18 protein-coding genes and 1 tRNA gene are annotated in these 21,122 nt (G+C 58.0%); 8 read left to right on the top strand and 11 right to left on the bottom strand.

The window, feature by feature from the left end; all coding sequences use genetic code 11:
* Positions 1–27: 27 nt before the first annotated feature.
* On the bottom strand, positions 28–2,043 hold the full coding sequence (uvrB, locus tag NTD87_RS26100; RefSeq protein ID WP_262117074.1) for an excinuclease ABC subunit UvrB: 2,016 nt from the start codon (positions 2,041–2,043) through the stop codon (positions 28–30).
* 363 nt (positions 2,044–2,406) lie between these two features.
* Between uvrB and NTD87_RS26095 the strand changes: the two genes are divergently transcribed.
* Complete coding sequence (locus NTD87_RS26095) at positions 2,407–3,603, top strand: amino acid aminotransferase (RefSeq protein WP_262117073.1); 1,197 nt, start codon at positions 2,407–2,409, stop codon at positions 3,601–3,603.
* 134 nt (positions 3,604–3,737) lie between these two features.
* Positions 3,738–3,941 carry a hypothetical protein gene (locus NTD87_RS26090; protein ID WP_262117072.1) on the top strand — a complete coding sequence of 68 codons (204 nt, stop codon included), beginning with the start codon at positions 3,738–3,740 and terminating at the stop codon, positions 3,939–3,941.
* 6 nt (positions 3,942–3,947) lie between these two features.
* On the opposite strand, the gene NTD87_RS26085 is transcribed toward NTD87_RS26090, so the two are convergent.
* On the bottom strand, positions 3,948–4,181 hold the full coding sequence (locus tag NTD87_RS26085) for a hypothetical protein (protein WP_262117071.1): 234 nt from the start codon (positions 4,179–4,181) through the stop codon (positions 3,948–3,950).
* Positions 4,182–4,433: 252 nt separating this feature from the next.
* Here NTD87_RS26085 and NTD87_RS26080 point away from each other — a divergent pair.
* A tRNA-Asn gene (locus NTD87_RS26080) sits at positions 4,434–4,509 on the top strand.
* Positions 4,510–4,616: 107 nt separating this feature from the next.
* On the opposite strand, the gene NTD87_RS26075 is transcribed toward NTD87_RS26080, so the two are convergent.
* The 4 genes from NTD87_RS26075 to NTD87_RS26060 all read right to left on the bottom strand — a co-directional run bounded on the left by NTD87_RS26075 (position 4,617) and on the right by NTD87_RS26060 (position 12,393).
* Positions 4,617–6,068, bottom strand: coding sequence for an efflux transporter outer membrane subunit (locus NTD87_RS26075; protein WP_262117070.1), 1,452 nt, complete (start codon positions 6,066–6,068; stop codon positions 4,617–4,619).
* A 1-nt stretch (position 6,069) separates the two neighbouring features.
* The gene (locus tag NTD87_RS26070; RefSeq protein WP_262117069.1) at positions 6,070–9,306 is read right to left on the bottom strand and encodes an efflux RND transporter permease subunit; all 3,237 of its coding nucleotides are present in this window, start codon (positions 9,304–9,306) and stop codon (positions 6,070–6,072) included.
* A complete protein-coding gene (locus NTD87_RS26065; RefSeq protein WP_262117068.1) occupies positions 9,303–10,472 on the bottom strand; it encodes an efflux RND transporter periplasmic adaptor subunit in 1,170 nt (389 codons plus the stop codon). Before NTD87_RS26065 ends, NTD87_RS26070 begins: the two co-directional genes overlap by 4 nt.
* A gap of 400 nt (positions 10,473–10,872) precedes the next feature.
* Positions 10,873–12,393 (bottom strand): nucleobase:cation symporter-2 family protein, encoded by a 1,521-nt coding sequence (locus NTD87_RS26060; RefSeq protein WP_262117067.1) that lies wholly within the window; start codon positions 12,391–12,393, stop codon positions 10,873–10,875.
* A gap of 224 nt (positions 12,394–12,617) precedes the next feature.
* Between NTD87_RS26060 and NTD87_RS26055 the strand changes: the two genes are divergently transcribed.
* Positions 12,618–12,899, top strand: a complete 282-nt coding sequence (locus NTD87_RS26055; protein WP_262117066.1) for a BrnT family toxin — start codon at positions 12,618–12,620, stop codon at positions 12,897–12,899.
* Between the two features lie 3 nt (positions 12,900–12,902).
* Positions 12,903–13,283: a BrnA antitoxin family protein gene (locus NTD87_RS26050; RefSeq protein WP_262117065.1), complete on the top strand. Its 381-nt coding sequence runs from the start codon at positions 12,903–12,905 to the stop codon at positions 13,281–13,283.
* A 15-nt stretch (positions 13,284–13,298) separates the two neighbouring features.
* Here the strand turns inward: NTD87_RS26050 and NTD87_RS26045 are convergent, their stop codons facing one another.
* The 3 genes from NTD87_RS26045 to NTD87_RS26035 all read right to left on the bottom strand — a co-directional run bounded on the left by NTD87_RS26045 (position 13,299) and on the right by NTD87_RS26035 (position 16,890).
* Positions 13,299–14,138: an arylamine N-acetyltransferase family protein gene (locus tag NTD87_RS26045; RefSeq protein WP_262117064.1), complete on the bottom strand. Its 840-nt coding sequence runs from the start codon at positions 14,136–14,138 to the stop codon at positions 13,299–13,301.
* A 215-nt stretch (positions 14,139–14,353) separates the two neighbouring features.
* Positions 14,354–15,253 (bottom strand): class A beta-lactamase, encoded by a 900-nt coding sequence (gene bla, locus NTD87_RS26040; RefSeq protein ID WP_262117063.1) that lies wholly within the window; start codon positions 15,251–15,253, stop codon positions 14,354–14,356.
* Positions 15,254–15,315: 62 nt separating this feature from the next.
* Positions 15,316–16,890 (bottom strand): GGDEF domain-containing protein, encoded by a 1,575-nt coding sequence (locus tag NTD87_RS26035; protein WP_262117062.1) that lies wholly within the window; start codon positions 16,888–16,890, stop codon positions 15,316–15,318.
* A gap of 206 nt (positions 16,891–17,096) precedes the next feature.
* On the opposite strand from NTD87_RS26035, the gene NTD87_RS26030 reads away from it, so the two are divergent.
* Together NTD87_RS26030 and NTD87_RS26025 are read left to right on the top strand one after the other, a co-directional pair.
* The gene (locus NTD87_RS26030; protein WP_262117061.1) at positions 17,097–17,633 is read left to right on the top strand and encodes a demethoxyubiquinone hydroxylase family protein; all 537 of its coding nucleotides are present in this window, start codon (positions 17,097–17,099) and stop codon (positions 17,631–17,633) included.
* A 52-nt stretch (positions 17,634–17,685) separates the two neighbouring features.
* Entirely contained in the window at positions 17,686–18,339 is a 654-nt protein-coding gene (locus tag NTD87_RS26025; protein ID WP_262117060.1) for an HAD family hydrolase, read from the top strand.
* A gap of 96 nt (positions 18,340–18,435) precedes the next feature.
* Here NTD87_RS26025 and NTD87_RS26020 read toward each other — a convergent pair whose 3' ends face one another.
* Positions 18,436–19,101: a ribonuclease T2 gene (locus tag NTD87_RS26020; protein WP_262117059.1), complete on the bottom strand. Its 666-nt coding sequence runs from the start codon at positions 19,099–19,101 to the stop codon at positions 18,436–18,438.
* Between the two features lie 145 nt (positions 19,102–19,246).
* Here NTD87_RS26020 and NTD87_RS26015 point away from each other — a divergent pair, with 145 nt between their 5' ends.
* A complete protein-coding gene (locus NTD87_RS26015) occupies positions 19,247–19,735 on the top strand; it encodes a hypothetical protein (protein ID WP_262117058.1) in 489 nt (162 codons plus the stop codon).
* 43 nt (positions 19,736–19,778) lie between these two features.
* On the opposite strand, the gene NTD87_RS26010 is transcribed toward NTD87_RS26015, so the two are convergent.
* The gene (locus NTD87_RS26010) at positions 19,779–20,951 is read right to left on the bottom strand and encodes an MFS transporter (RefSeq protein WP_262117057.1); all 1,173 of its coding nucleotides are present in this window, start codon (positions 20,949–20,951) and stop codon (positions 19,779–19,781) included.
* Positions 20,952–21,122: the final 171 nt, after the last annotated feature.

The following is a 21,122-nucleotide window of genomic DNA, read 5'->3' as shown; positions in this document are numbered from 1 at the left end:
ATGGGGGCCTGTCAGCCACCGCAAAACTCAGACGGTCAACAACCGCTCGCGCATCTTGGCAATTTCGTCGCGTGTCTGTGCGGCCGCTTCGAACTCCAGGTCGCGGGCGAGTTGGTACATCTTCTCTTCCAGCTGACGAATGCGCTTGGAGATTTCGCTCGGCGAACGCAATTCGTTTTCGTAGCGGGCACTCTCTTCGGCAGCCTTGGCCATGCCCTTGCGCTTCTTGCTGCGCGAGCCCGGCACGACGGCGCCTTCCATGATGTCGGCAACGTCCTTGAACACCCCTTTGGGGGTAATGCCGTTGGCCAGGTTGAAGGCGATTTGTTTGTCGCGACGACGCTCGGTCTCGCCAATCGCCCGCTCCATGGAGCCGGTGATCCGGTCCGCATACAGAATCGCCCGGCCGTTGAGGTTACGCGCTGCGCGGCCGATGGTCTGGATCAGCGAGCGCTCGGAACGCAGGAAGCCTTCCTTGTCCGCATCGAGAATCGCCACCAGCGACACTTCCGGCATGTCCAGACCTTCACGCAGCAGGTTGATCCCCACCAGCACATCGAAGGTACCCAGACGCAAGTCGCGGATAATCTCGACCCGCTCCACAGTATCAATATCCGAGTGCAGATAGCGCACGCGCACACCGTGGTCGGCCAGGTAGTCGGTCAAGTCCTCGGACATGCGCTTGGTCAGCGTAGTAACCAACACCCGCTCTTCCAGCGCCACACGCTTGGTGATTTCCGAGAGCAAGTCGTCGACCTGGGTCAGCGCCGGGCGGATTTCGATTTGTGGATCGACCAGGCCGGTCGGCCGCACCAGTTGCTCGATCACTCGACCGGCGTGCTCGGCCTCATAGTTGCCGGGGGTCGCCGAGACGAAAATCGTCTGCGGACTGATGCTTTCCCATTCGTCAAAGCGCATTGGCCGGTTGTCCAGCGCCGACGGCAGACGGAAGCCGTATTCAACCAGCGTCTCTTTACGCGAACGGTCGCCCTTATACATCGCACCGACCTGCGGCACGCTGACGTGGGATTCGTCGATCACCAACAAGGCATCGGCTGGCAGATAGTCAAACAAGGTGGGCGGCGGCTCACCGGATTCACGGCCCGACAGGTAGCGCGAGTAGTTTTCGATGCCGTTGCAGTAACCCAGCTCCAGAATCATTTCCAGATCAAAACGGGTGCGTTGCTCCAGCCTTTGGGCTTCCACCAGTTTATTGTTGGAGCGCAGGTATTCCAGGCGCTCCTGCAGCTCAACCTTGATCCCTTCGATGGCCCCCAGCAGGGTTTCTCGCGGTGTTACATAGTGGCTTTTCGGATAGAAGGTGAAACGCGGCAGTTGGCGAATCACTTCGCCGGTCAACGGATCGAAGGCAGAAATCTTCTCCACTTCATCATCGAAGAGCTCAATACGGATCGCTTCAAAGTCGGATTCCGCCGGGTGGATATCAATCACATCGCCACGCACGCGGAAGGTCGCGCGGGCAAAATCCATGTCGTTGCGAGTGTATTGCAGGTCGGCCAAACGGCGCAGCAAGGCGCGCTGATCGAGCTTGTCGCCGCGATCCACGTGCAGCACCATTTTCAGATAGGTTTCCGGGCTGCCCAGGCCGTAGATACACGACACGGTGGTGACGATGATCGCATCCTTGCGCTCCAGCAGCGCTTTGGTCGCCGACAGGCGCATCTGCTCGATGTGGTCGTTGATCGAGGCGTCCTTCTCGATGAAGGTGTCGGACGACGGCACATAGGCTTCGGGCTGGTAGTAGTCGTAGTAAGAAACGAAGTACTCCACCGCGTTGTTCGGGAAGAACGCCTTGAACTCGCCGTACAACTGCGCGGCCAGGGTCTTGTTCGGCGCCAGCACCAGCGTCGGCCGCTGCACCTGGGCGATCACGTTGGCAATGCTGAAAGTCTTGCCCGAACCGGTCACACCGAGCAACGTCTGGTGCGCCAGCCCGGCCTCGATGCCCTCGACCATCAAACGGATGGCTTCCGGCTGATCGCCGGCGGGCTCGAAGCGGGTGACTAGCTGGAATTCAGACATAACGTACCTCTTGGTTTCCAAGGAGGGAGTTTCCTCGGAGGGGGTCACTCTGGCGCGGGCAGACGCGCCAGAACGGTGAAGACCGCTCACGACAAATGTCGCTGGGAAAAATCATGATAACCGTTGATGTGGTGCCGAATACCTCTAGTTTCAAGGCAAACGTCCTACATGCCCCTAAGCCATAGACGTGACAATAAGACTAACAGCCGAAAAATAATCCGAAAAACTTGCCCGAAAAGCCGAAACGCCTGTCGCCGTGCCCGATGATGGCCTCTATACTAGCTCCCCGTTTGTGCACCGCTCTAGTGCATTCGGCTGGAGCGCCACACGTCCCTCCACATTCCATTCAGAGCCGCCGCAATAATGAGCCTGTTCTCCGCTGTCGAAATGGCACCACGCGATCCAATCCTGGGCCTCAACGAAGCATTCAACGCCGATACCCGTACCGACAAGGTCAACCTGGGGGTCGGTGTTTATTGCAACGAGGAGGGGCGAATTCCACTCCTGCGAGCCGTTGTCGAAGCCGAGACAATTCGCGCTGCTCAACATGCTTCCCGTGGCTACCTGCCGATCGACGGCATTGCGGCCTACGACCAGGCCGTGCAAAAGCTGCTGTTCGGTAAAGACTCGCCACTGCTCGCCGCTGGCCGGGTTGTCACGACTCAGTCCGTCGGCGGTACTGGCGCTCTGAAAATCGGCGCTGACTTCCTCAAGCAACTGCTGCCAAACGCCGTCGTTGCGATCAGCGACCCGAGCTGGGAAAACCACCGCGCACTGTTCGAAACCGCCGGTTTCCCGGTGCAGAACTACCGCTACTACGACGCCGCAACTCACGACGTGAACCGCGCTGGCCTGCTGGAAGACCTGAACGCCCTGCCGGCCGGCTCGATCGTTGTGCTGCACGCGTGCTGCCACAACCCGACGGGTGTCGACCTCAGCCCGGCGGACTGGAACAACGTGCTGGACGTGGTCAAGGCGAAAAACCTCGTACCGTTCCTCGACATGGCCTACCAGGGCTTTGGCGACGGCATCGACGAAGACGCCGCCGCTGTGCGCCTGTTCGCCGAGTCGGGCCTGGACTTCTTTGTATCCAGCTCGTTCTCCAAATCGTTCTCGCTGTACGGCGAACGTGTTGGCGCGCTGTCGATCGTCAGCGAATCGAAAGAAGAAAGCGCTCGCGTACTGTCGCAAGTCAAACGCGTAATCCGCACCAACTACTCCAACCCGCCGACCCACGGCGCAGCCATCGTTGCCGCCGTGCTGAACAGCCCTGAGCTGCGCGCCCAGTGGGAACAGGAACTGGCCGAAATGCGTCTGCGCATTCGCGGCATGCGCACGCAGATGGTCGATCTGCTGGCGAAAAACGCGCCTGAGCGCGACTTCAGCTTCGTCGGTCGTCAACGCGGCATGTTCTCGTACTCCGGCCTGACGGTTGAGCAAGTGACCCGTCTGCGCAACGAGTTCGGCATCTACGCCCTGGACACCGGCCGCATCTGCGTGGCCGCGCTGAACCAGAACAACATCGACGCAGTGACCAAGGCCATCGTTCAGGTGATCTAAGCCACACGCGCGACAGAAAAGGGGAAGCCGATTGGCTTCCCCTTTTCGTTGGCGAGCAGATAATAATCAACACTGCGAACGAGCACTCTAGACTGCACACATACTGCGTATTTCCGATACTTCAGAGAACCGATATGAAAAACGATGATTTACGCGCTGACCGCGATGAAGAGCTGGACCACTTCGTACCACGCAACCAGGCCAAACGCAGCAGCGGGCTGGTCTGGCAGGTTGCCTTGGGCGTGTTTCTCGGCGGCCTGGCCCTGTGGCTGGTGCAACTGGCCGCCACGGCACTGTATGCCAAGTTCTTGCTCGGCACCTTTACCTTCGGCGGTTAAGGTCGATCAGCCCACCAGCTCAGCCGAGCGCTGACTGGCGGCGTCGTCATAAGCCACATACAGCGATTCGGCAACCTGGCTTTTAATCGCCTTGGTGCTTTCCAGCCCCAGCACAAACCCTTCGGCCTTGCCGCCAGCGCGATTCAGTTCATCCGCGGTGCTCGCCTGAGTAATCGCGTCGAAGAGTTTCTCCGCATGCGGCCCGACACCTTTGGGCAGGCTGATCTGCGCGATGCTCATACGAACACCTCGCGCAGCAGGGAAGCAGTGAACAGTGATGGGTGAGTCATGACGCGTACCTTTTCGGCTGAGGGCCGGTAGCGCGTGAAACCACTTCCGGGGGGCCATGGTAGACCTCTGCCACGATTCTGGTAACCGCCAATGGCTGACAGCGCCCTTCTCACCCAGGAATCTTCACCGCTCAGCTAAAAATGTGCCATTCGAGCAATCCACGCTTGACTTGTCCTTCTTAATCAGTAACATACGTCGCATTCCGCGATAGCTCAGTTGGTAGAGCAAGTGACTGTTAATCACTGGGTCCCTGGTTCGAGTCCAGGTCGTGGAGCCAGAAAATGAACAAAAAAGGCCAGCGCTTAGCTGGCCTTTTTTGTTTCTGCTGTCAGGGTCGCGAAGCTCCGAATCTGCTCGCTCCATGCGGTGAAGCCTGGTAGCTCATCATGGAAGACTATTACTCCCACCTTGCTGCAAATCGTTGTAGGTCATGCGCTCCGCTTCGACGACCCACCCGCCCCCCATGGCCTTATAGAGATTGACGAGTGACACGAATACGGCACCCTGGGTCTGGGTGTAACTCAATTGCGCGCTAAACAAACTGCGCTCGGCATCAAGCACTTCGATGTAACTTGTATACCCCCCATCAAAACGTAAACGCGCAAGCCGCGCGTAAGTGCCTAATGCGTCGACCTGACGGTTCTGCGTGACGAGTTGCTCGCGGGACTTCTGCAGCGTAATGAGCGTGTCGTCGACTTCCTGAAACGCGACCTGAATCGCTTTCTGGTACTCAAATAATGCTTGCTGCTGCTGTGCTTCTGCTTGTTTCACCTGACCAGCGATACCTCCTGCGGTAAAGATCGGCACCCCTAAATTCGCCGCATATGACCAGACACGCGCCGGCCCCGTGAACAGCTTCGAAGACTCCCCACTCAATGAACCCAACAGTCCCGTGAGTGATATCGATGGGAAGTATTCTGCGCGTGCGGCACCAATCAGTGCGTTCGCGGCAACAAGATTCTGCTCGGCCGCTACCAGATCAGGGCGACGCTCAAGCAGGTCGGAAGGCAGCCCTCCCGGCACCACCGGAGGGGACAATTCAGCCAGTTCACGACCGCGTAGAATGGGACCAGGATTGCGACCGAGCAACACCGATAGCGCGCTTTCCTGTAGCGCAATCTGAATCTGGATCTGCGGTTTCGTCGCCAGCGCGGCCTCGTACTCAGACTGACTTTGTGCCAGTTCCATCTGAGACACGGCGCCTCCTGAAAAACGCTGTGTAAAGACCTTTACGGCATCAGCGCGGCTTGCAACCGTTGCATCGATGATTGCGAGCTGCCGGTCGAGATCACGCAAGTTGATGTATGAAGACGCAACGGATGCCACCAGCGCCAGAATGGTCCCACGGCGCCCCGCTTCACTCGCCAACAGGTTTGCATTGGCCGCCTCCGTCTGCCGCCGTAGCCGGCCAAAAAGATCGAGTTCCCAGGCGACCGACAAACTGGCCTGGTACTGGTTGAAGGTCGGACCAACACCCGATGGCAGCGGTTGCGGCCCCGCCTGCGAGGCACGTTGTCGCTCTGCGCTGGCTCCTGCGCTCACTTGTGGAAACAACTGGGATCGAGTGGTTTCGAACTGGCCACGAAACTGGTCCACACGTGCCGCGGCAATCCTCACATCCTTGTTTTCCTGGAGCGCCACGGCGATCAATTTATTCAGCACCGGGTCATGAAACTGTTCCCACCAGGCATTGTTGGCCAGGCTTGAGGCATCCTTCTGCTCAAAGCGAAACGACTGCGGTGAATCTATTTTGGGTCGCGCATAGTCGGGCCCCAGGACACAGCCGCTCAATCCAAGGGCAAGAACCAGTGAGAGTAAAGACCAAGGCGTGCGCACGTCATTCACCCCTTGGTTTGGTCGACAGTGGAGATGCCGTGATACTTGCCTCTGAAGCAGACAAAGGCGAATGCTCAACGTCCGGCGTACCATCGTGCGGGTCGGGCTGTTTTTTGGCTCCGGCCCTACGCTCTGACATTGACTCAAGCACATAGAAGAACATGGGGATGAAGAACACCGCGATGACCGTCGCACCGAGCATCCCGCCGATGACGCCCGTGCCAATGGAGTGCCTGCTGTTTGCCGATGCCCCCACCGCAATGGCGAGTGGCACACAACCGAGGATAAAGGCCAATGACGTCATCACGATGGGGCGAAGGCGTTCGGTCGCCGCCATGACGGCTGCATCGTAGGGTGACAAGCCCTGTTCCCGGTTCAACACCGCAAACTCGAAGATCAAAATCGCATTCTTTGCCGCTAGCGCAACCAGCATCGTCAGGCCGATCTGGAAGTAGACATCGTTCTCAAGACCGCGCAGAAGAATGGCGAGCAATGCCCCAAACAGCGCGAAAGGCACGGCCATCAACACGCCGACGGGCAAACTCCACTTCTCGTACTGCGCCGCCAGAATCAGGAACACCATGACGATGCCGAAGACGAACACCAGGCCTGAAGTTCCTCCTGATTGCCGTGCTTCATAGGCCTCACCGCTCCAGCCAATGGCATAGCCGGGCGGTATCACCTGTTGAGCCGCCTCTTCGAGGGCGCTGATGACTTGGCCCGAGCTGTAGCCTGGCGCTGCGTTCGCTGTGACCTTGACCGCAGGAAAGTTGTTGAAGCGCGTGACCAGATCAGGACCCGTGACAAATTTGTAGGATGCAATCGCCTTGAGTGGAACCATACTGCCGGACGTGCTACGCACGAATATCTGATTCAAACTCTCGGGGTTGAGGCGATACGAAGGCTCCGCCTGGACAATGACCTCCCACAGTCGACTCGATTGGCTGAACTGCGAGACATACATCGAGCCGAACATCATCTGCATGGCGCTGTACACATCCTCGACCGGGACACCCAGTGCTTGCGACTTGTCACGGTCCACCGTGACCAGCAGTTGCTGGGCCGACGCATTGAACGTAGAGGTGACACCCGAGAGCTCCGGCCGTTGTTTCGCCCTGGCAACGAAGTCCGTCACCACAGCGGCCAGTTGCGCAATGGTCCCGTCACCACTGCCCTGAATCCAGATTTCCGTGCCTCCCGTGGTGCCGAGTCCTGGAATCGATGGAGGGTTTACGGGAATAATGACCCCTTCCTTCACCCTGGACAGTTCCCGATAGGTTTCAAGCATCACGGCGCGGGCATTCTGCGCTCTGGCGTTCGCGGCCGTGTAGCGTTCGTCGAAACTTTTCAGCCCCACAAAGAATGTCGACGCGTTGTTCTTGTTCTGGCTATCGAGCAGGCTATAGCCGTCGACCACCGTGATGCTGCTGACGGCATCCTGCTTCATGAAAAAATCGGTGACATGCTGGCTGACTTCACCGGTGCGGTCCAGGCTTGCCGCATCCGGCATGATGACAGCGCCAAGCAGGTAACCTTGATCCTCCGGCGGCAGGAACGAGGTCGGGATCGACCTCATCATAATCACGGCCAGTACGATCATCGCGACGAACAACAACAACGCCATTGCGAAGCGTTTGATCACAAGCTTGACCATGCGCGTATAACCCGCGGTCCCGCGCTCAAAAACACTATCGAACCATTTGAAGAAACCGCGCTTTTCAGCATGCCCTGGCTTTAACAGCAAGGCTGCCAGCGCTGGTGAAAGCGTGAGCGCAACAATCCCGGAGAGCACCACCGAAATCGCAATGGTGATCGCGAACTGCTTGTAGAGTTGTCCGGTGATACCGCCGAGGAACGCAACCGGCACAAACACCGCGCACAGCACAAGCACAATGGCTACGACCGGCCCCGAGACTTCGTCCATCGCTCTCTTTGCGGCCTCTTTCGGGCTCAGCTTATGGACATTCATATTGCGCTCGACGTTTTCGATCACGACGATCGCGTCATCCACCACAATGCCAATGGCAAGCACCATGCCGAACAGCGTCAGCATGTTGATCGAGAAACCCAAAGCAAGCATGCCCATGAACGTGCCGATGATCGACACCGGTACAGCAAGAACCGGAATCAACGTGGCACGCAGGCTCTGCAGGAACACGTAAACAACGATGACAACCAGCACAAGCGCTTCAAAAAATGTCTTGATAACGTCGGAGATGGACGCTCGGGTGAAATCGGTCGTGTCCATTGCGATGCTGTAATCCAGGCCTTCCGGAAAGGACTTTTTCATCTCTTCCAGCGTTGCGCGCACCTGTTTCGATACATCCAGGGCATTGGCACCCGGTTGCTGGTAAACGGCCATGACCGTCGCCGGCAACCCTTGGAATTTACTGCGAATCGAGTAGTCCTTTTGTCCGAGCTCAGCCCGTCCGACGTCCTTGAGCCGTACGGTCGCCGCATCGCCGTTCGCCGCGCGAAGGATGATTGAGTCAAACTCGGTCGGCGTGCTCAGCCTGCCTGTGGTCGTCACGGCAAATGACTGCTCGACCGGCGAACCCGTAGGAGACTGACCGATACGTCCAACTGCAAACTGCTGGTTTTGATTGGCAATCGCCCTCTGGACGTCCGCTGCCGTGATACCCAGTTGTGCCATACGATCCGGCCTCAACCAGATGCGCATGGCAGCGTCAGGAGCCCCGAAGATGCTCGACTGATTGGCGCCCGGTATGCGTTTCAACGCATCGAGCACATAAATATTGGCGTAATTGGCGATGTAGTTTGATTCGTATCGGTTGGTGGGCGAGTAAATCGCCACGACCATCATGAATGCCGACGATTTCTTTTGTACCTGGATACCTTGTGACTGCACCGAGGCAGGTAGCTGCGGCAGCGCCAGGTTCACCCTGTTCTGTACGTCCACCTGTGCCAGTTGCGGGTCGGTGCCAATCTTGAAGTAGGCATTGATCGTCAAATTACCTGTCGATGAGCTCGACGAGCTCATGTAGATCATGTTGTCGGCGCCATTCACCTGCTGCTCGATTGGTGCGGCCACGTTATCCGCCACCACATCCGCACTGGCGCCTGGATAGTTGGTAGAAATGGTGATCTGCGGCGGCGTAATGTCGGGGTATTGCGAGATGGGCAAATTGAACATCGCCACCGCGCCGCCGAGGGTGATGACGATCGAGATGACAGCCGCGAAAATGGGTCGGTCTATACAGAAATGAGAGATGCTCATTGAGCGGACGCCGTCGGTTTTGCCTCAGCGGAGGCCGTGATGATTTTCACCTGCGCATTGGCGGCAACTCGAATTGCACCATCGACGACCACGCGCTCACCCTGCTGAAGACCCGCCGTAATGAACCAGTCATCGCCATGCCAGGCGCCGACCTCGACCATTCGTGGATGCGCCTTGGACTCGTTGTCGACGACCCAGACAAAATGCCCTTTCGCCCCCTGCTGCACCGAGCGCTGCGGCACCAGAATGGCCTTGGGCCGCACGGCCCCAGAGACCCGTGCCCGCACGAACTGCCCTGGACGAAGACTGCCCTTGGGGTTGTCAAACACCGCTCGTACAAGAAAGGTGCCGGTCTGTGAACTGAACGCCGGGTTGCTGAAGTTGATGCGACCGCGCGCAGGAAACAAGCTGCCGTCGGCAAGCTCCAGCGAGACTTCAAAATCCTGGTTCGCCGGGAATCGCAGTTGCCCATTGATGATTTGGTTGTGATACCCCAGCAGCTCATTTTCAGAAACGCTGAAATTGACCCACATCGGATCAAGTTGGTACACATAGGTTAGCGGCCCTGCCGAGGTCGCCGCCACGTAGCTGCCATCCTGCAACCTGGCGAAACTCGACACGCCGCTGATCGGGGACTTGATGGTTGTATAGCTGAGATTCAATTGCGCAGTCTGCACCTGGCCTTGGGCGGCGATGACAGCTGCCTTGGCCTGTTGCTCGCTGCCAATCGCATCATCCAGATCCTTTTTGCTCAATGCATTTTGAGCCGCGAGAGGAACGACGCGGGCGAGGTTCGCTTTGGCCACGGTGTACCGGGCCTGCTGCTGTGCCAGTTCACCGTTGGCCGTCTGAAGCGCGGCCTCGAATGGCTTGGGGTCCATCAGAAAAAGAACTTGCCCTGCCTGAACCGGCTGACCTTCGGTATAGACCCGCTTGTTGAGAAAACCGTCAACGCGCGCGCGAATCTCTACTTCATGCGAACTCTGGCTTTGAGCGGTAAATTCGAAGTCAACCGGCGTATCTTGCTGAGCGACCGTCACAACGGTCACCTCGACCTCGCCATACGGAGGCGGGCTGGGAGACTTTCCGCAGCCTGCCAATATTGAAAGCACCGTGACAATCCATACAAGCCGCAACAAGGGTACATTGACGTGGGGTATAACCATGATGATTGTGACGCCTCCATTGCAAGTCAATGCGACAGCCCTGCGTCAAACAAAGGGCTTTCTCAACACACCAGCCGTCAATGGCTGTAACAGGGCTCGGCACCGAAAGAGCGTTCTGTACCAAACGCTCCGAAAGCTCAAGAGACTATAGACAAGGATTTCACGAGCGGATGGCAACATGCGTGACTGCATTTGCAGTGGTCATCTCAACGTCCATCCGGCCCCGTCCAGGGCGGTAGTGCGGCGGCAGCCAGACGCTCCATTTCCACCGGTTTCATGCTCAGGTGGCAGATGCCTCGTGTCTCAATGCAAAAAGGGCAGAGGGGATTCGATCCCCTCTGCCCTTTTGTTTATCGCCTGTGACCGTAACGTCGGTCAGGCACCACTCTGCGCAGTGTCGTCAGACATGCTCACTGCTTTTCAACTGCGCCGAATGATGCTCCGCCGGACCGTGGGAGGAATCCACTACCACCGGGACTTCCTTCCCGTCACAGTCATGCAGTTTGCCGTCGCTGAAGTAATCCCCTTCGCGCAACGACGCCAGATCCTGATAGCGCAGGGTCCGCTCAGTGCCGGCGGCAAATACCGACTGCTGGTCCGAGTTGCCGGCAGTGAAATGGTTGAAGGTCAGGTTGAGCACGATCGCCATGATGGCCGACGAGCTGATACCGGAATGGAAAATGGTGGCGAACCAGCTTGGGAAGTGATCGTAGAAGTTGGGGGCAGCGATGGGAATCATGCCGAAACCGATGGAAGTTGCGACGATAATCAGGTTCACGTTGTTGCGGTAATCGACCTTGGACAGTGTGCGAATACCACTCGCTGCCACTGTGCCAAACAGCACGATACCAGCGCCGCCGAGGACGGAAGTCGGTACTGCAGCGATGATTCGCCCCATCACCGGCAACAAGCCGAGCACCACCAGGAACACCCCGCCCGTGGCCACCACGTAGCGGCTCTTGATCCCGGTTACCGCCACCAGCCCGACGTTCTGCGCGAAGGCACTTTGAGTGAAGGAACCGAAGATCGGTGCGATCATGCTCGACAACATGTCGGCCCGCAGACCATTGCCCAGACGCTTGGAGTCAACCTTGGTGCCGATGATTTCACCGACCGCCAGGATATCCGCCGAAGTTTCCACCAGCGTCACCATGATCACGATGCACATCGACAGGATCGCGGCGAAGTGAAAGGTCGGCATGCCGAAATGGAACGGCGTCGGGAAGCCAAACATCGGCCCTTGAGTGACCGTCGAAAAGTCTGCCATACCGAGGAATACCGCGATCACTGTACCGATCACCATGGCCAACAGGATCGACAGGCGAGAGATCGTTGCGCTGCCGATCTTGCTCAGCATCAGTACCAGCACCAGTGTCAATCCCGCCAGACCGATGTTCGACATACTGCCAAAGCTCTCGGCGTGGCTGTTACCACCCATGGCCCAGCGCGCGGCCACCGGCATCAGCGTCAGGCCGATGGTGGTGATCACGATACCGGTGACTAAGGGGGGGAAGAACTTGGTAATTCGAGAGAACACCGGCGTAATCAACAAGCCGATCAACGAAGCGGCGATCACCGCTCCCAGAATCGACTGAAAACCGCCCTCACCACCGCTGCTGACAATCGCCACCATGGTGGCGACACCCGAGAACGAAACGCCCTGTACCAGCGGCAACTGACAGCCAAAAAACGGCAATCCGAGGGTTTGCAGTAATGTCGCCAAGCCCCCCGCAAACAGTGACGCGGCGATCAACAGACCGATGTCTGCCGGAGAAAGCCCGGCCGCCTGGCCGATGATCAGTGGTACCGCAACGATACCGCCATACATGGTCAGAACGTGTTGCAGGCCGTAAGCCATATTCGCGCCGACCCCGAGGTTTTCATCCTCAGGCCGTTGGTGTGAAACAGAGGGCGTTTTCATCGTGGGGGGGTTCCCTGGTTTTTTGTTATGCGCACACTGTATGCAAGACTCAAGACAAATGTCTATAGAGTTGTATACAGTTTTCCAACCAAAAACTTCAGTTCCACATCAAAACCTTGAAATAGTTCTTCCCTCAGCCCCCTCTCGTCCGCGACTAACCTTCAAGTCTCTCCAGCGATCAACGGTTCACTCGCTGCCTTCTATATACATATAACGTATGCATAATGAAAACGTTTGAAATTCAGTATGACGAGGTCAAAAACGCTGCAAACAAAAGGAAGCACAAGGGCATCAGCCTTGCCGACACAGAACCAGTGTTCTACGACGACAAGGCCCTGACGCTCCTGGACAGCGACCATGATGAGCATCGGTGGATCGTCATGGGTACGGATGCCTTGGGTCGAGTACTGGTGGTTGTCTATACCTACCGTGATCCGAATTTCGTTCGAATCATTTCCGCTCGCCTGGCCATCAAGAATGAGCGCCACCACTACCTGGAGGTTTGAACCATGAAAGAAGAATACGATTTCAGCACTGCCAAACGCGGGCCGGTTGCCGCCAGCAAAGGCAAGACCCGCATCACCATCATGCTTGACGACGCCGTGATAGAGGCGGCACGCGAACTCGCAGAAAGTGCGGGATACGGTTATCAGACCGTGATCAACAACACCTTGCGCCAAGCATTGCTGATCGCAAAAGGTCAGAGTCCAACGCCTGCCTCTGCCATCGACACGGGCATCAAACACCTCAAGAAGGGAATTACCGTTTCCGAGATGAAATCACTGGAGCAGACGTTGCGTGCAGCGGCCAGTGAAATCAATCGAATGCTGGAAGATGAACACAGCCCGAAGGCAAAAAACAAAGCGGCTCGAACACTGACCCATGCCTGACGCACGTTCTAGCACTCAGTCGGGCCTTTCTTTCGAGCTGATCAATTGTGTCAACACCTGCTTCAACTGTGGATGCTGCGGCACGCGAATGTCGAACTCGCGCTCCAGCAACTCAATGACTTCATCAGCGTCCGCGAGCTGCCGGCGCTCACTCTCCTGCCCCATCCGGTGAATGGCGTAGCTGCCGTTGTTGAGCGTGCGGCGCATCCTCGGGCCTGTGCGCGCCACCTTCAACTGCCCCCGGAACAACGAATCGGGATGGGTCGAGACGTACCAATTGCCGATCTGGTAATCGATGTCCGACTGAAGCTGCAGATCAAATACATACATTGGCCGCCACTCACCCGCGACTTTCGCACGCAGCACGTAGCTGCTGTCCTTGCGAACAATGCGATACGGCTCGTGACCGGTCGGCTGCTCTTCTTCCGTATCGAGGCGCAGCGGCGCCGTGGGCACCATGCCGCCGAAGCCGACATCCGAGATATAACGAACCCCGTCCAGGGTCACCAGGCTCAAGCGGTGAGTGCGTGCGGTCAACGCGTCCTCGGGGCCGCCCATCACCACCCGCCCAGTGATCCCTCGTGCTTCAAACCCCAGTTGCTGAAGCAAGACCAGGAACATGTTGTTGAGCTCGTAGCAGTAACCACCACGGCCCTCGTGCAGAACTTTGTGTTCTACCGAAGGCAGGTCGATGGGCACCGGGACCCGCAGAATCGTCGAGAGGTTTTCAAAGGGGAAAACCGCGGTATGCCGTGACTGCAGGTCACGAAGGGTGTCGAGCGTGGGTGGTGGCGGCGCGTCGTAACCCAGGCGTTTCAGATAGAGATCGAAATTCGTCAGTTCAGACTGGGTCATGAAGGACTCCTTGTGCATGAGATTTCGCGTAACCCCTCGTCTGCACTGGATCAACTCAGAAGAAGGAACAGCGCGCTGCTTTTGACCGGAAACAGGTATAAGCCATAACCCCTTCCCGACCAAAATTGATTTCCCCAATGACCCTGACACAAAAATAATCCCGGGCATTGGTTTACTGTTGCCAACTGCAACGCTAGCGCCCCCCTCAGCATCGATCAGGACAAATGCGCCATCACCAAACGGGTGGCAGCAGCCAGCACATCACGACGCGCTTCAGCGTCTTTTTGATGTTGAGTGAAGTAGACCGCGAGCACCACAGGTGCGCCCGTCTGTGGCCAAAGCACCGCCACATCGTTCGTGGTGCCATAGTCGCCACTGCCGGTCTTATCGCCCACGACCCAACCTGCCGGCGTGCCGCCCCGAATGCTTGCATCGCCGGTGGTATTGCCCTTGAGCCAGGTCGCCAGCTGTTCGCGCTGCGGCGCTGCCAATGCATCACCCACCACCACTTTCTGCACACTGGCGGCCATCGCGGCGGGTGTCGTGGTGTCACGGGGATCATCCGGAATGGCCGTGTTCAACTCCGGCTCCCAGCGATCCAGTCGGAACGCCGGGTCACCCAACGTCTTGGCAAACTGGTTGACCGCTGCCACGCCACCCAACACCTTGATCAACAAGTTGGCGGCGGTGTTATCGCTGTATTGCAGAGTGGCCGCACACAACTGCGCGACGCTCATGCCCTGTTTCAGATTTTGTTTGGCAACAGGCGCGTAAGACAGCAAGTCGGCTTCGCCATAGGCGATATGTTTGTCAAGCAACCCAGGTTCGGCCATGCTTTTGTGCAGCACCGCTGCGGCCAGCATCAACTTGAAGGTACTGCAAAACGGAAAACGCTCGCCGCCCCGATACTGAATGTCGTGACCAGTGGCCGTGTTGATCAATGCAACGCCCAGTCGACCTTTTGCACTTTTTTCCAACTCGGCGAGTTTCTTGTACAGCCCGGCCAGTTGTTTATCCGAAGAGGTTGAGGTTGCCCATGCCGGGCACACCAGTGTGATCAACGGCAGTGTCAGACCCGCCTTCAACAATGAACGTCGCGAAGGTGAATATTTCATGCGGTACCTCGTAAAAAATCAAAACGACAGGCGGACTCGATCTGTAACCGCGCCCTGCCCCCTTAGCAAACTTCTGACGGCACAACCGCCTCGGGACTTCCTTCCATTGACAACACCGCCGTGCGGTTTCGACCAAAGTTCTTTGCCTGATACAGCGCCGCATCTGCCCGCTCAATGAACACTTCGATGCTGTCCCCGTCTTTGGGTACAAATGCATAACAGCCCAGGCTCACCGTCAGGTATCCCGACGGCGCGCCGGAATGGATGATGTGCTTGTCCTTGATGCTATGGCGGATCTGTTCGGCAATCGTAAAGGCCCCATGAATGTCGGTATCGGGCAACAACACCGCGAACTCTTCACCGCCGTAACGCACCGCCAGATCGGATTTGCGCTGACAACAGCGTTTTACCGCTCGCGCCACTTCTGCCAGACGCTGATCCCCCGCCACGTGACCGTAGGTGTCGTTGTAACGTTTGAAGAAATCGATATCGAGCATGATCAGGCTCAACGAACTCTGTTGACGGGCACCGCGTGCGAACTCGATGTCCAGCGCCCGTTCGAACAGTCGACGATTGGCCAACCCGGTCAGGCTGTCGTGAGTCGCGATCACTTCCAGGCGCTCTTGCACGGTACGCAAGTCCGTCTCGATGCGTTCACCATTGCGGACCTGCAGCACAAACACCCAGCCGAACAAACCAACGCCGAGCACCACCAGGGCGACGATGACACTGGATTGATAGGCGTTGGCGTACCAGCCCCGAAGAATCACCTCTTCGGGGGTCGCCGCCGCAACCACCAGCGGGTAGGCGTCCAGCTGACGATAGCCATACAGCCGAACCACACCGTCCAGCACCGAACGGATCATCACATTGCCGGAGGTGGCATGGGGCAGGTACTGCTGGAAGATTTCCCCATGCGCCACCGACTCGCCTATTCGCGCCTCCTCAAACGGCCGTCGGGCCAGCAGCGTCCCGTCCGACAACAGCAGAGACATCACGCCGTTGTCATCGAGGCTGAAGCTTTTGAAGAACCGATCGAAGTATGCCAGCTTGATCCCGGCCATCAGCACGCCCTGGAACTCGCCGTTCTGGTCGTTCACCCGCCGTGAAATCGGAATGATCCACTCGCCGTTCTGCCGGCTACGTATCGCCGGCCCGATGTGCGCGAGCAACGAAGGATTGTGCTGATGGAACGTGAAATACTCGCGATCAGCCACACCCTCACCACGCGGCAAATCGGTAAACGACGTCACCACCCACTGGCCGTTTTTATCGAACAGAAACAGCCCGTGCAGCGGCTCAAGCACCTGCACCCTGCGCGCAAAGGTCCGCTGTAACCGTGGGTTCTGCAAGACGCCAAAACCCTCTGCCTGAATCCAGTCGACCAGGCTGCTCATCACCAGATCCGCGCTCAAAAACGTGTCCTGCGCCTGCTGCGCCATCGCCCGCGTCAAGTTCGCCGACGCCACTTCAGCCAACGACAAATCGTGGCGCCGGGACTGTTCCAGTTGCAGGTAAAGCAAGCCACACAAACACAGGCAAACCGCGGCAACAAACATCACCGCCGCTTTGCGCAGAGGCAAGCGTTTCAGAGGGCCGCCGGGGGCGTAGTGAGGGTCGTGAATGGGGGTAGGCAAACGCGTCATCCTTGAAGGGTAAGGCATGAGCAAAAGCCCAATTCCCTTAGTGCCGGGGAGCTTAGCTTACGGGGTGATGGGGGGCAAATAGTGACGCGAGTGATAAATTCGCACACCTTTCTCCTGTATTGTTCAACGCGCATCGTTGATGCTCATTTCAAACATCAATGCCCCCACCGATACAGCCTTGTGAACGTCCACGTCCAATGAACTACAAAGACAGCGCCACATCGCTGGACACCGCCAAAAAGATTCTCAAGGTGAACCACGCCGGGGAATTCGGCGCTATCAACATTTACCGATCGCAGATTTTTGTCTCCCGGCTGCTGCGCAGGGACTACGTGCCTCTTCTGGAAAGCTTCATGGAAGACGAAAAACGTCACATGAACCGATTCTGGGAGGAGATCCAGCGCCGCAACGGCATCAAGTGCAAGAGCTACTGGCTCTGCGGCGCCGGGGGCTGGTTCATGGGTTTCATCTCGGCGTTACTGGGGAAAAGCGGCGTCATGGCCTGCACCTTGGCCGTGGAATCGGTCGTGGTGAGCCATCTGAAAAATCAGCTCTACTACCTTGAAAGCCGGAACGATTCGGCGGCCTATGAAACGATCCAGTCGATCCTGGAAGATGAGGAAAACCACCGCGATACCGGTCGAATCGAAGGCGGCAGCGCGCTGCTGTATGGACCGTTCAGGTGGATGATCAGTTTGTTTACGGAGGGTGTTATTCGGTTTGGGATGCGGTAAAAACAGGGTTACCCTAAAACCGCCCACACCCGCCAATCCAAGGAGGAAAAGCATGAGCACTCTGAACCACCCGACAACCATCGACACCGTTGTGTTCGACCTCGGCAACGTCCTGATTCGCTGGAACCCAAGAAATCTCTACCGCAAGATCTTCGGCGATGACGTACAGGCCATGGAGACCTTTCTTACCGAGGTGTGCCCTCCCGAGTGGAACGAACGCCAGGACGCGGGCCGCTCCTGGCAGGAAGGGATCGACGAAGCCATCGCACGGCACCCGTCACAAGAGGCGCTGATTCGTGCGTACCGCGAGCGCTGGGAAGAGACACTCGGCGGCGTGCTGGAAGAAACCGTGCTGATCCTCGAGGAACTGCACGCCAAAGGTGTCCGCTTGCTGGCCCTGACCAACTGGTCCGCCGAAACTTTCCCGATTGCCCTTCAGCGCTTTCCCTTCTTGCACACGTTCGAGGGCATCCTCGTCTCCGGTGCCGAAGGCATCATCAAACCCGCCCCGGCAATCTTCCAACTGCTGAAATCGCGCTACCGGTTCGAGGGCAACCATGCGGTGTTTATCGACGATCACCTACCGAACGTCGAAGGTGCACGTCGGGAAGGCTTCAACGCGTTGCTGTTCACCAGTGCAGAGCAACTGCGCAAAGACCTGACGGTACTGGGTTTGCCCGTGCAGGCCCTGAATGAGCCGGCATGACGAACCGACAAGCAACACGCTAAACGCTATGAACACGCAAAAATGGGCGACCGAAGTCGCCCATTTTTTATGCTAATAAATCCGCAACGTCCTCCATCAACGCAATGGCGGAACCCGAATATCCCCCGCCCGGCACTGATTCTTGACGCCTTTACCGCAGGAACCGAACGACAAGTCCTTACCCAGGCACACCCGCACTTCAGACAACTCCGGCCCCTTGCAGACAATTGCGATGCCATCTTCCGGTATCCCGGGATTGCTCTGACGGAACATCTGCGCAATTTCCTGCGCCGGGAAGTAGATCTCGGTGTTTAAGGGTTTCAGCTTGTCCGGGATCTTCACCGCACCAACGGCTTTGTCCGCCACCTCCAGATAACCCGAGGCACCGAGACCGCTGCACGTACCGTGCTTCGACCATTCATGCGCAAGCAGCTTGGGCGTTGCAAACAGCGTCAGCCCTTGTTTCTGCTCCGCTGGCGACAACGGCACCATCGGCGGACAAGACTCCGGCCAGCCGCCTTTGGCGTACTGCGGCCAGAGGCCGTGGAGCACAAAGCCGTAGCCTTTGCCCGAGCATTGCGCATTGTTCTGGTGGGTCAGGCAAAACGTCGGCGACCAGGACAGCGTCAGCAGGTAGTAGTCAAACACCCCCGCCACCGACTCGGTCTGCTGCTTATCGTGACGGGACTGTCGAGCGTCGCTCATGCCCACGCTGCCAAGCGTCAGCGCAAAGAGCGCGACCAGTGCATACAGTTTTTTCATTAACCCTCTCCTTTGGAACAGATCAGTTGATCTTTCTCGGCGTAGTGAACCTGTCATTGCAGCGGATTCTAACTGGCCATCACCCGCCCAGGTGAAGTACCTTGAAGTCGCTACGATCACACTCACAGCACGATAGGAAATCGGAATGAGTAAGGCAGATGAGCTCGCCGCGAAACTGAAGCAAAAACAGCAAACCCGTGCTGACGCTGAAGCCTGCGCAGACATGGCGATAGAACATTGGCCTACACAGGTCTATGACATGTACCACCGGCTTGAGGCATGGCTGGAGCCACTGACTAAAGCCGGCTTGAACATTCGCCGAGTCCCCACGCGAGTGTTCGAAAGCCTGCCCTCCGGCGAGACCTTCAACTACGCCATCGACAAACTGCTGATCGAGGGCAACCACACAAGCATCACCCTCGACCCCATTGCCCGCTTCATCATTGGCGGCACGGGCCGTGTCGATATCCTCTCAAACGGCAAAGAACTGTATTTGCTCCGGACCGAGACCGATCACGGCGAAGCGCAGTGGCAGATCCAGACCATTCCCCGTTCCGGACAACCAAGACCGGATCCGGTAGAACTCAATGAGGACAACTTTCTCGGCGTGATACAAGAAGGCCTGGAGCTCTAAGGCCGAAGCCTCCTCGCCACAGCTCATCGCCGGGTCGTGCCACTCACTTGAGCCGGCGATAACTCTGAACTGCCGACCCCAGCACCACGGCCCCCGCCACAATCGACAACCAGAAACCGCTGCGCGTACCGAAGGCATCCACCAACCAGCCGGAACCGGCCGCGCCGATGGCCACGCCGATACTCAGCCCGGTGATCAGCCAGGTCAGGCCCTCTGTGAGTTTGGCCGGCGGCACGATGCGCTCTACCAGCGCCATCGCGACAATCAGCGTCGGCGCAAAAAACAGCCCGGCGACAAACACCGCCAGCGACAACCCGAGAATATTCCCCGCCCACAGCAACGGCAGCGTGGTCAGCGCCGTCGCCACCCCGCCGTACAGAAACAGCCGAGGCAACGGCACGTTGAGTTTCAACGCCCCGAACACCATCCCAGCCAGGCACGAACCGATGGCATACACCGAGAGCACGATGCTCGCCGCTGCCGGTTGGCCTTGCTGTTGGGCGAAGGCCACGCTGACCACGTCCACCACCCCGACGATAGTGCCCATGGCGCCCATTAACAGCATCAACAGCCGTATATCCCCCGAACCAACGACCGAACCCGGTTGCTCTTCGTCATGGGGATGCACCGTCGGCTCGGTGCTGCGCTGCAACACAAACGCGGTCACCCCGACCGCCAACATCAGCAACGCCGCCAACGGCCCGGCTTCGGGAAACGCCACCACACACAGCCCCACCGACAGCGGCGGGCCGACGATAAAACACACCTCGTCCAGCACCGACTCCAGGGCATACGCGGTGTGCAACTGCGGCTGACCGCGATACACCTCGGTCCAGCGCGCCCGCACCATCGCCGACATGCTCGGCATGCAACCGGCGAGTGCGGCGAACACAAACAGCGTCCAGTTCGGCGCTTGTAATCGTGTACAGAGCAACAGCAGCAACAGCGCCCCGCCGCCGACCACGGCAGAAACCGGCAGCACCCGGCCCTGACCAAAACGGTCGACCATGCGCGACACCTGCGGTGCACAAAACGCCGTGGCCAGGGCAAAGATCGCCGCCACCGACCCGGCCAAGCCGTAACCGCCCTGCAATTGCGAGAGCATGGTGATCAGACCAATGCCGGTCATCGAAATCGGCATGCGCGCGACCATCCCCGCCAGCACAAAGGCGCGACTGCCTGGGGCGTTGAATAATTCGCGGTAGGGGTTTGCCATCGGGTTCCATCCTCTGCTGGGGTGTGCAACTTGCCACAGTTCGCCGTTGCAGAGAAAAAAGATCGCAGCCTGCGGCAGCTCCTACGGATTTGCGTACGGATTCGACTCCTCCGCGTAGGAGCTGCCGAAGGCTGCGATCTTTTGGGCAAGCTCCCTCGCCACAGGTTGTCC

Source organism: Pseudomonas sp. 6D_7.1_Bac1 (assembly GCF_025465945.1).
Taxonomy (GTDB): Bacteria; Pseudomonadota; Gammaproteobacteria; order Pseudomonadales; family Pseudomonadaceae; genus Aquipseudomonas.
This window is presented reverse-complemented; position numbering and strand designations above follow the sequence as displayed.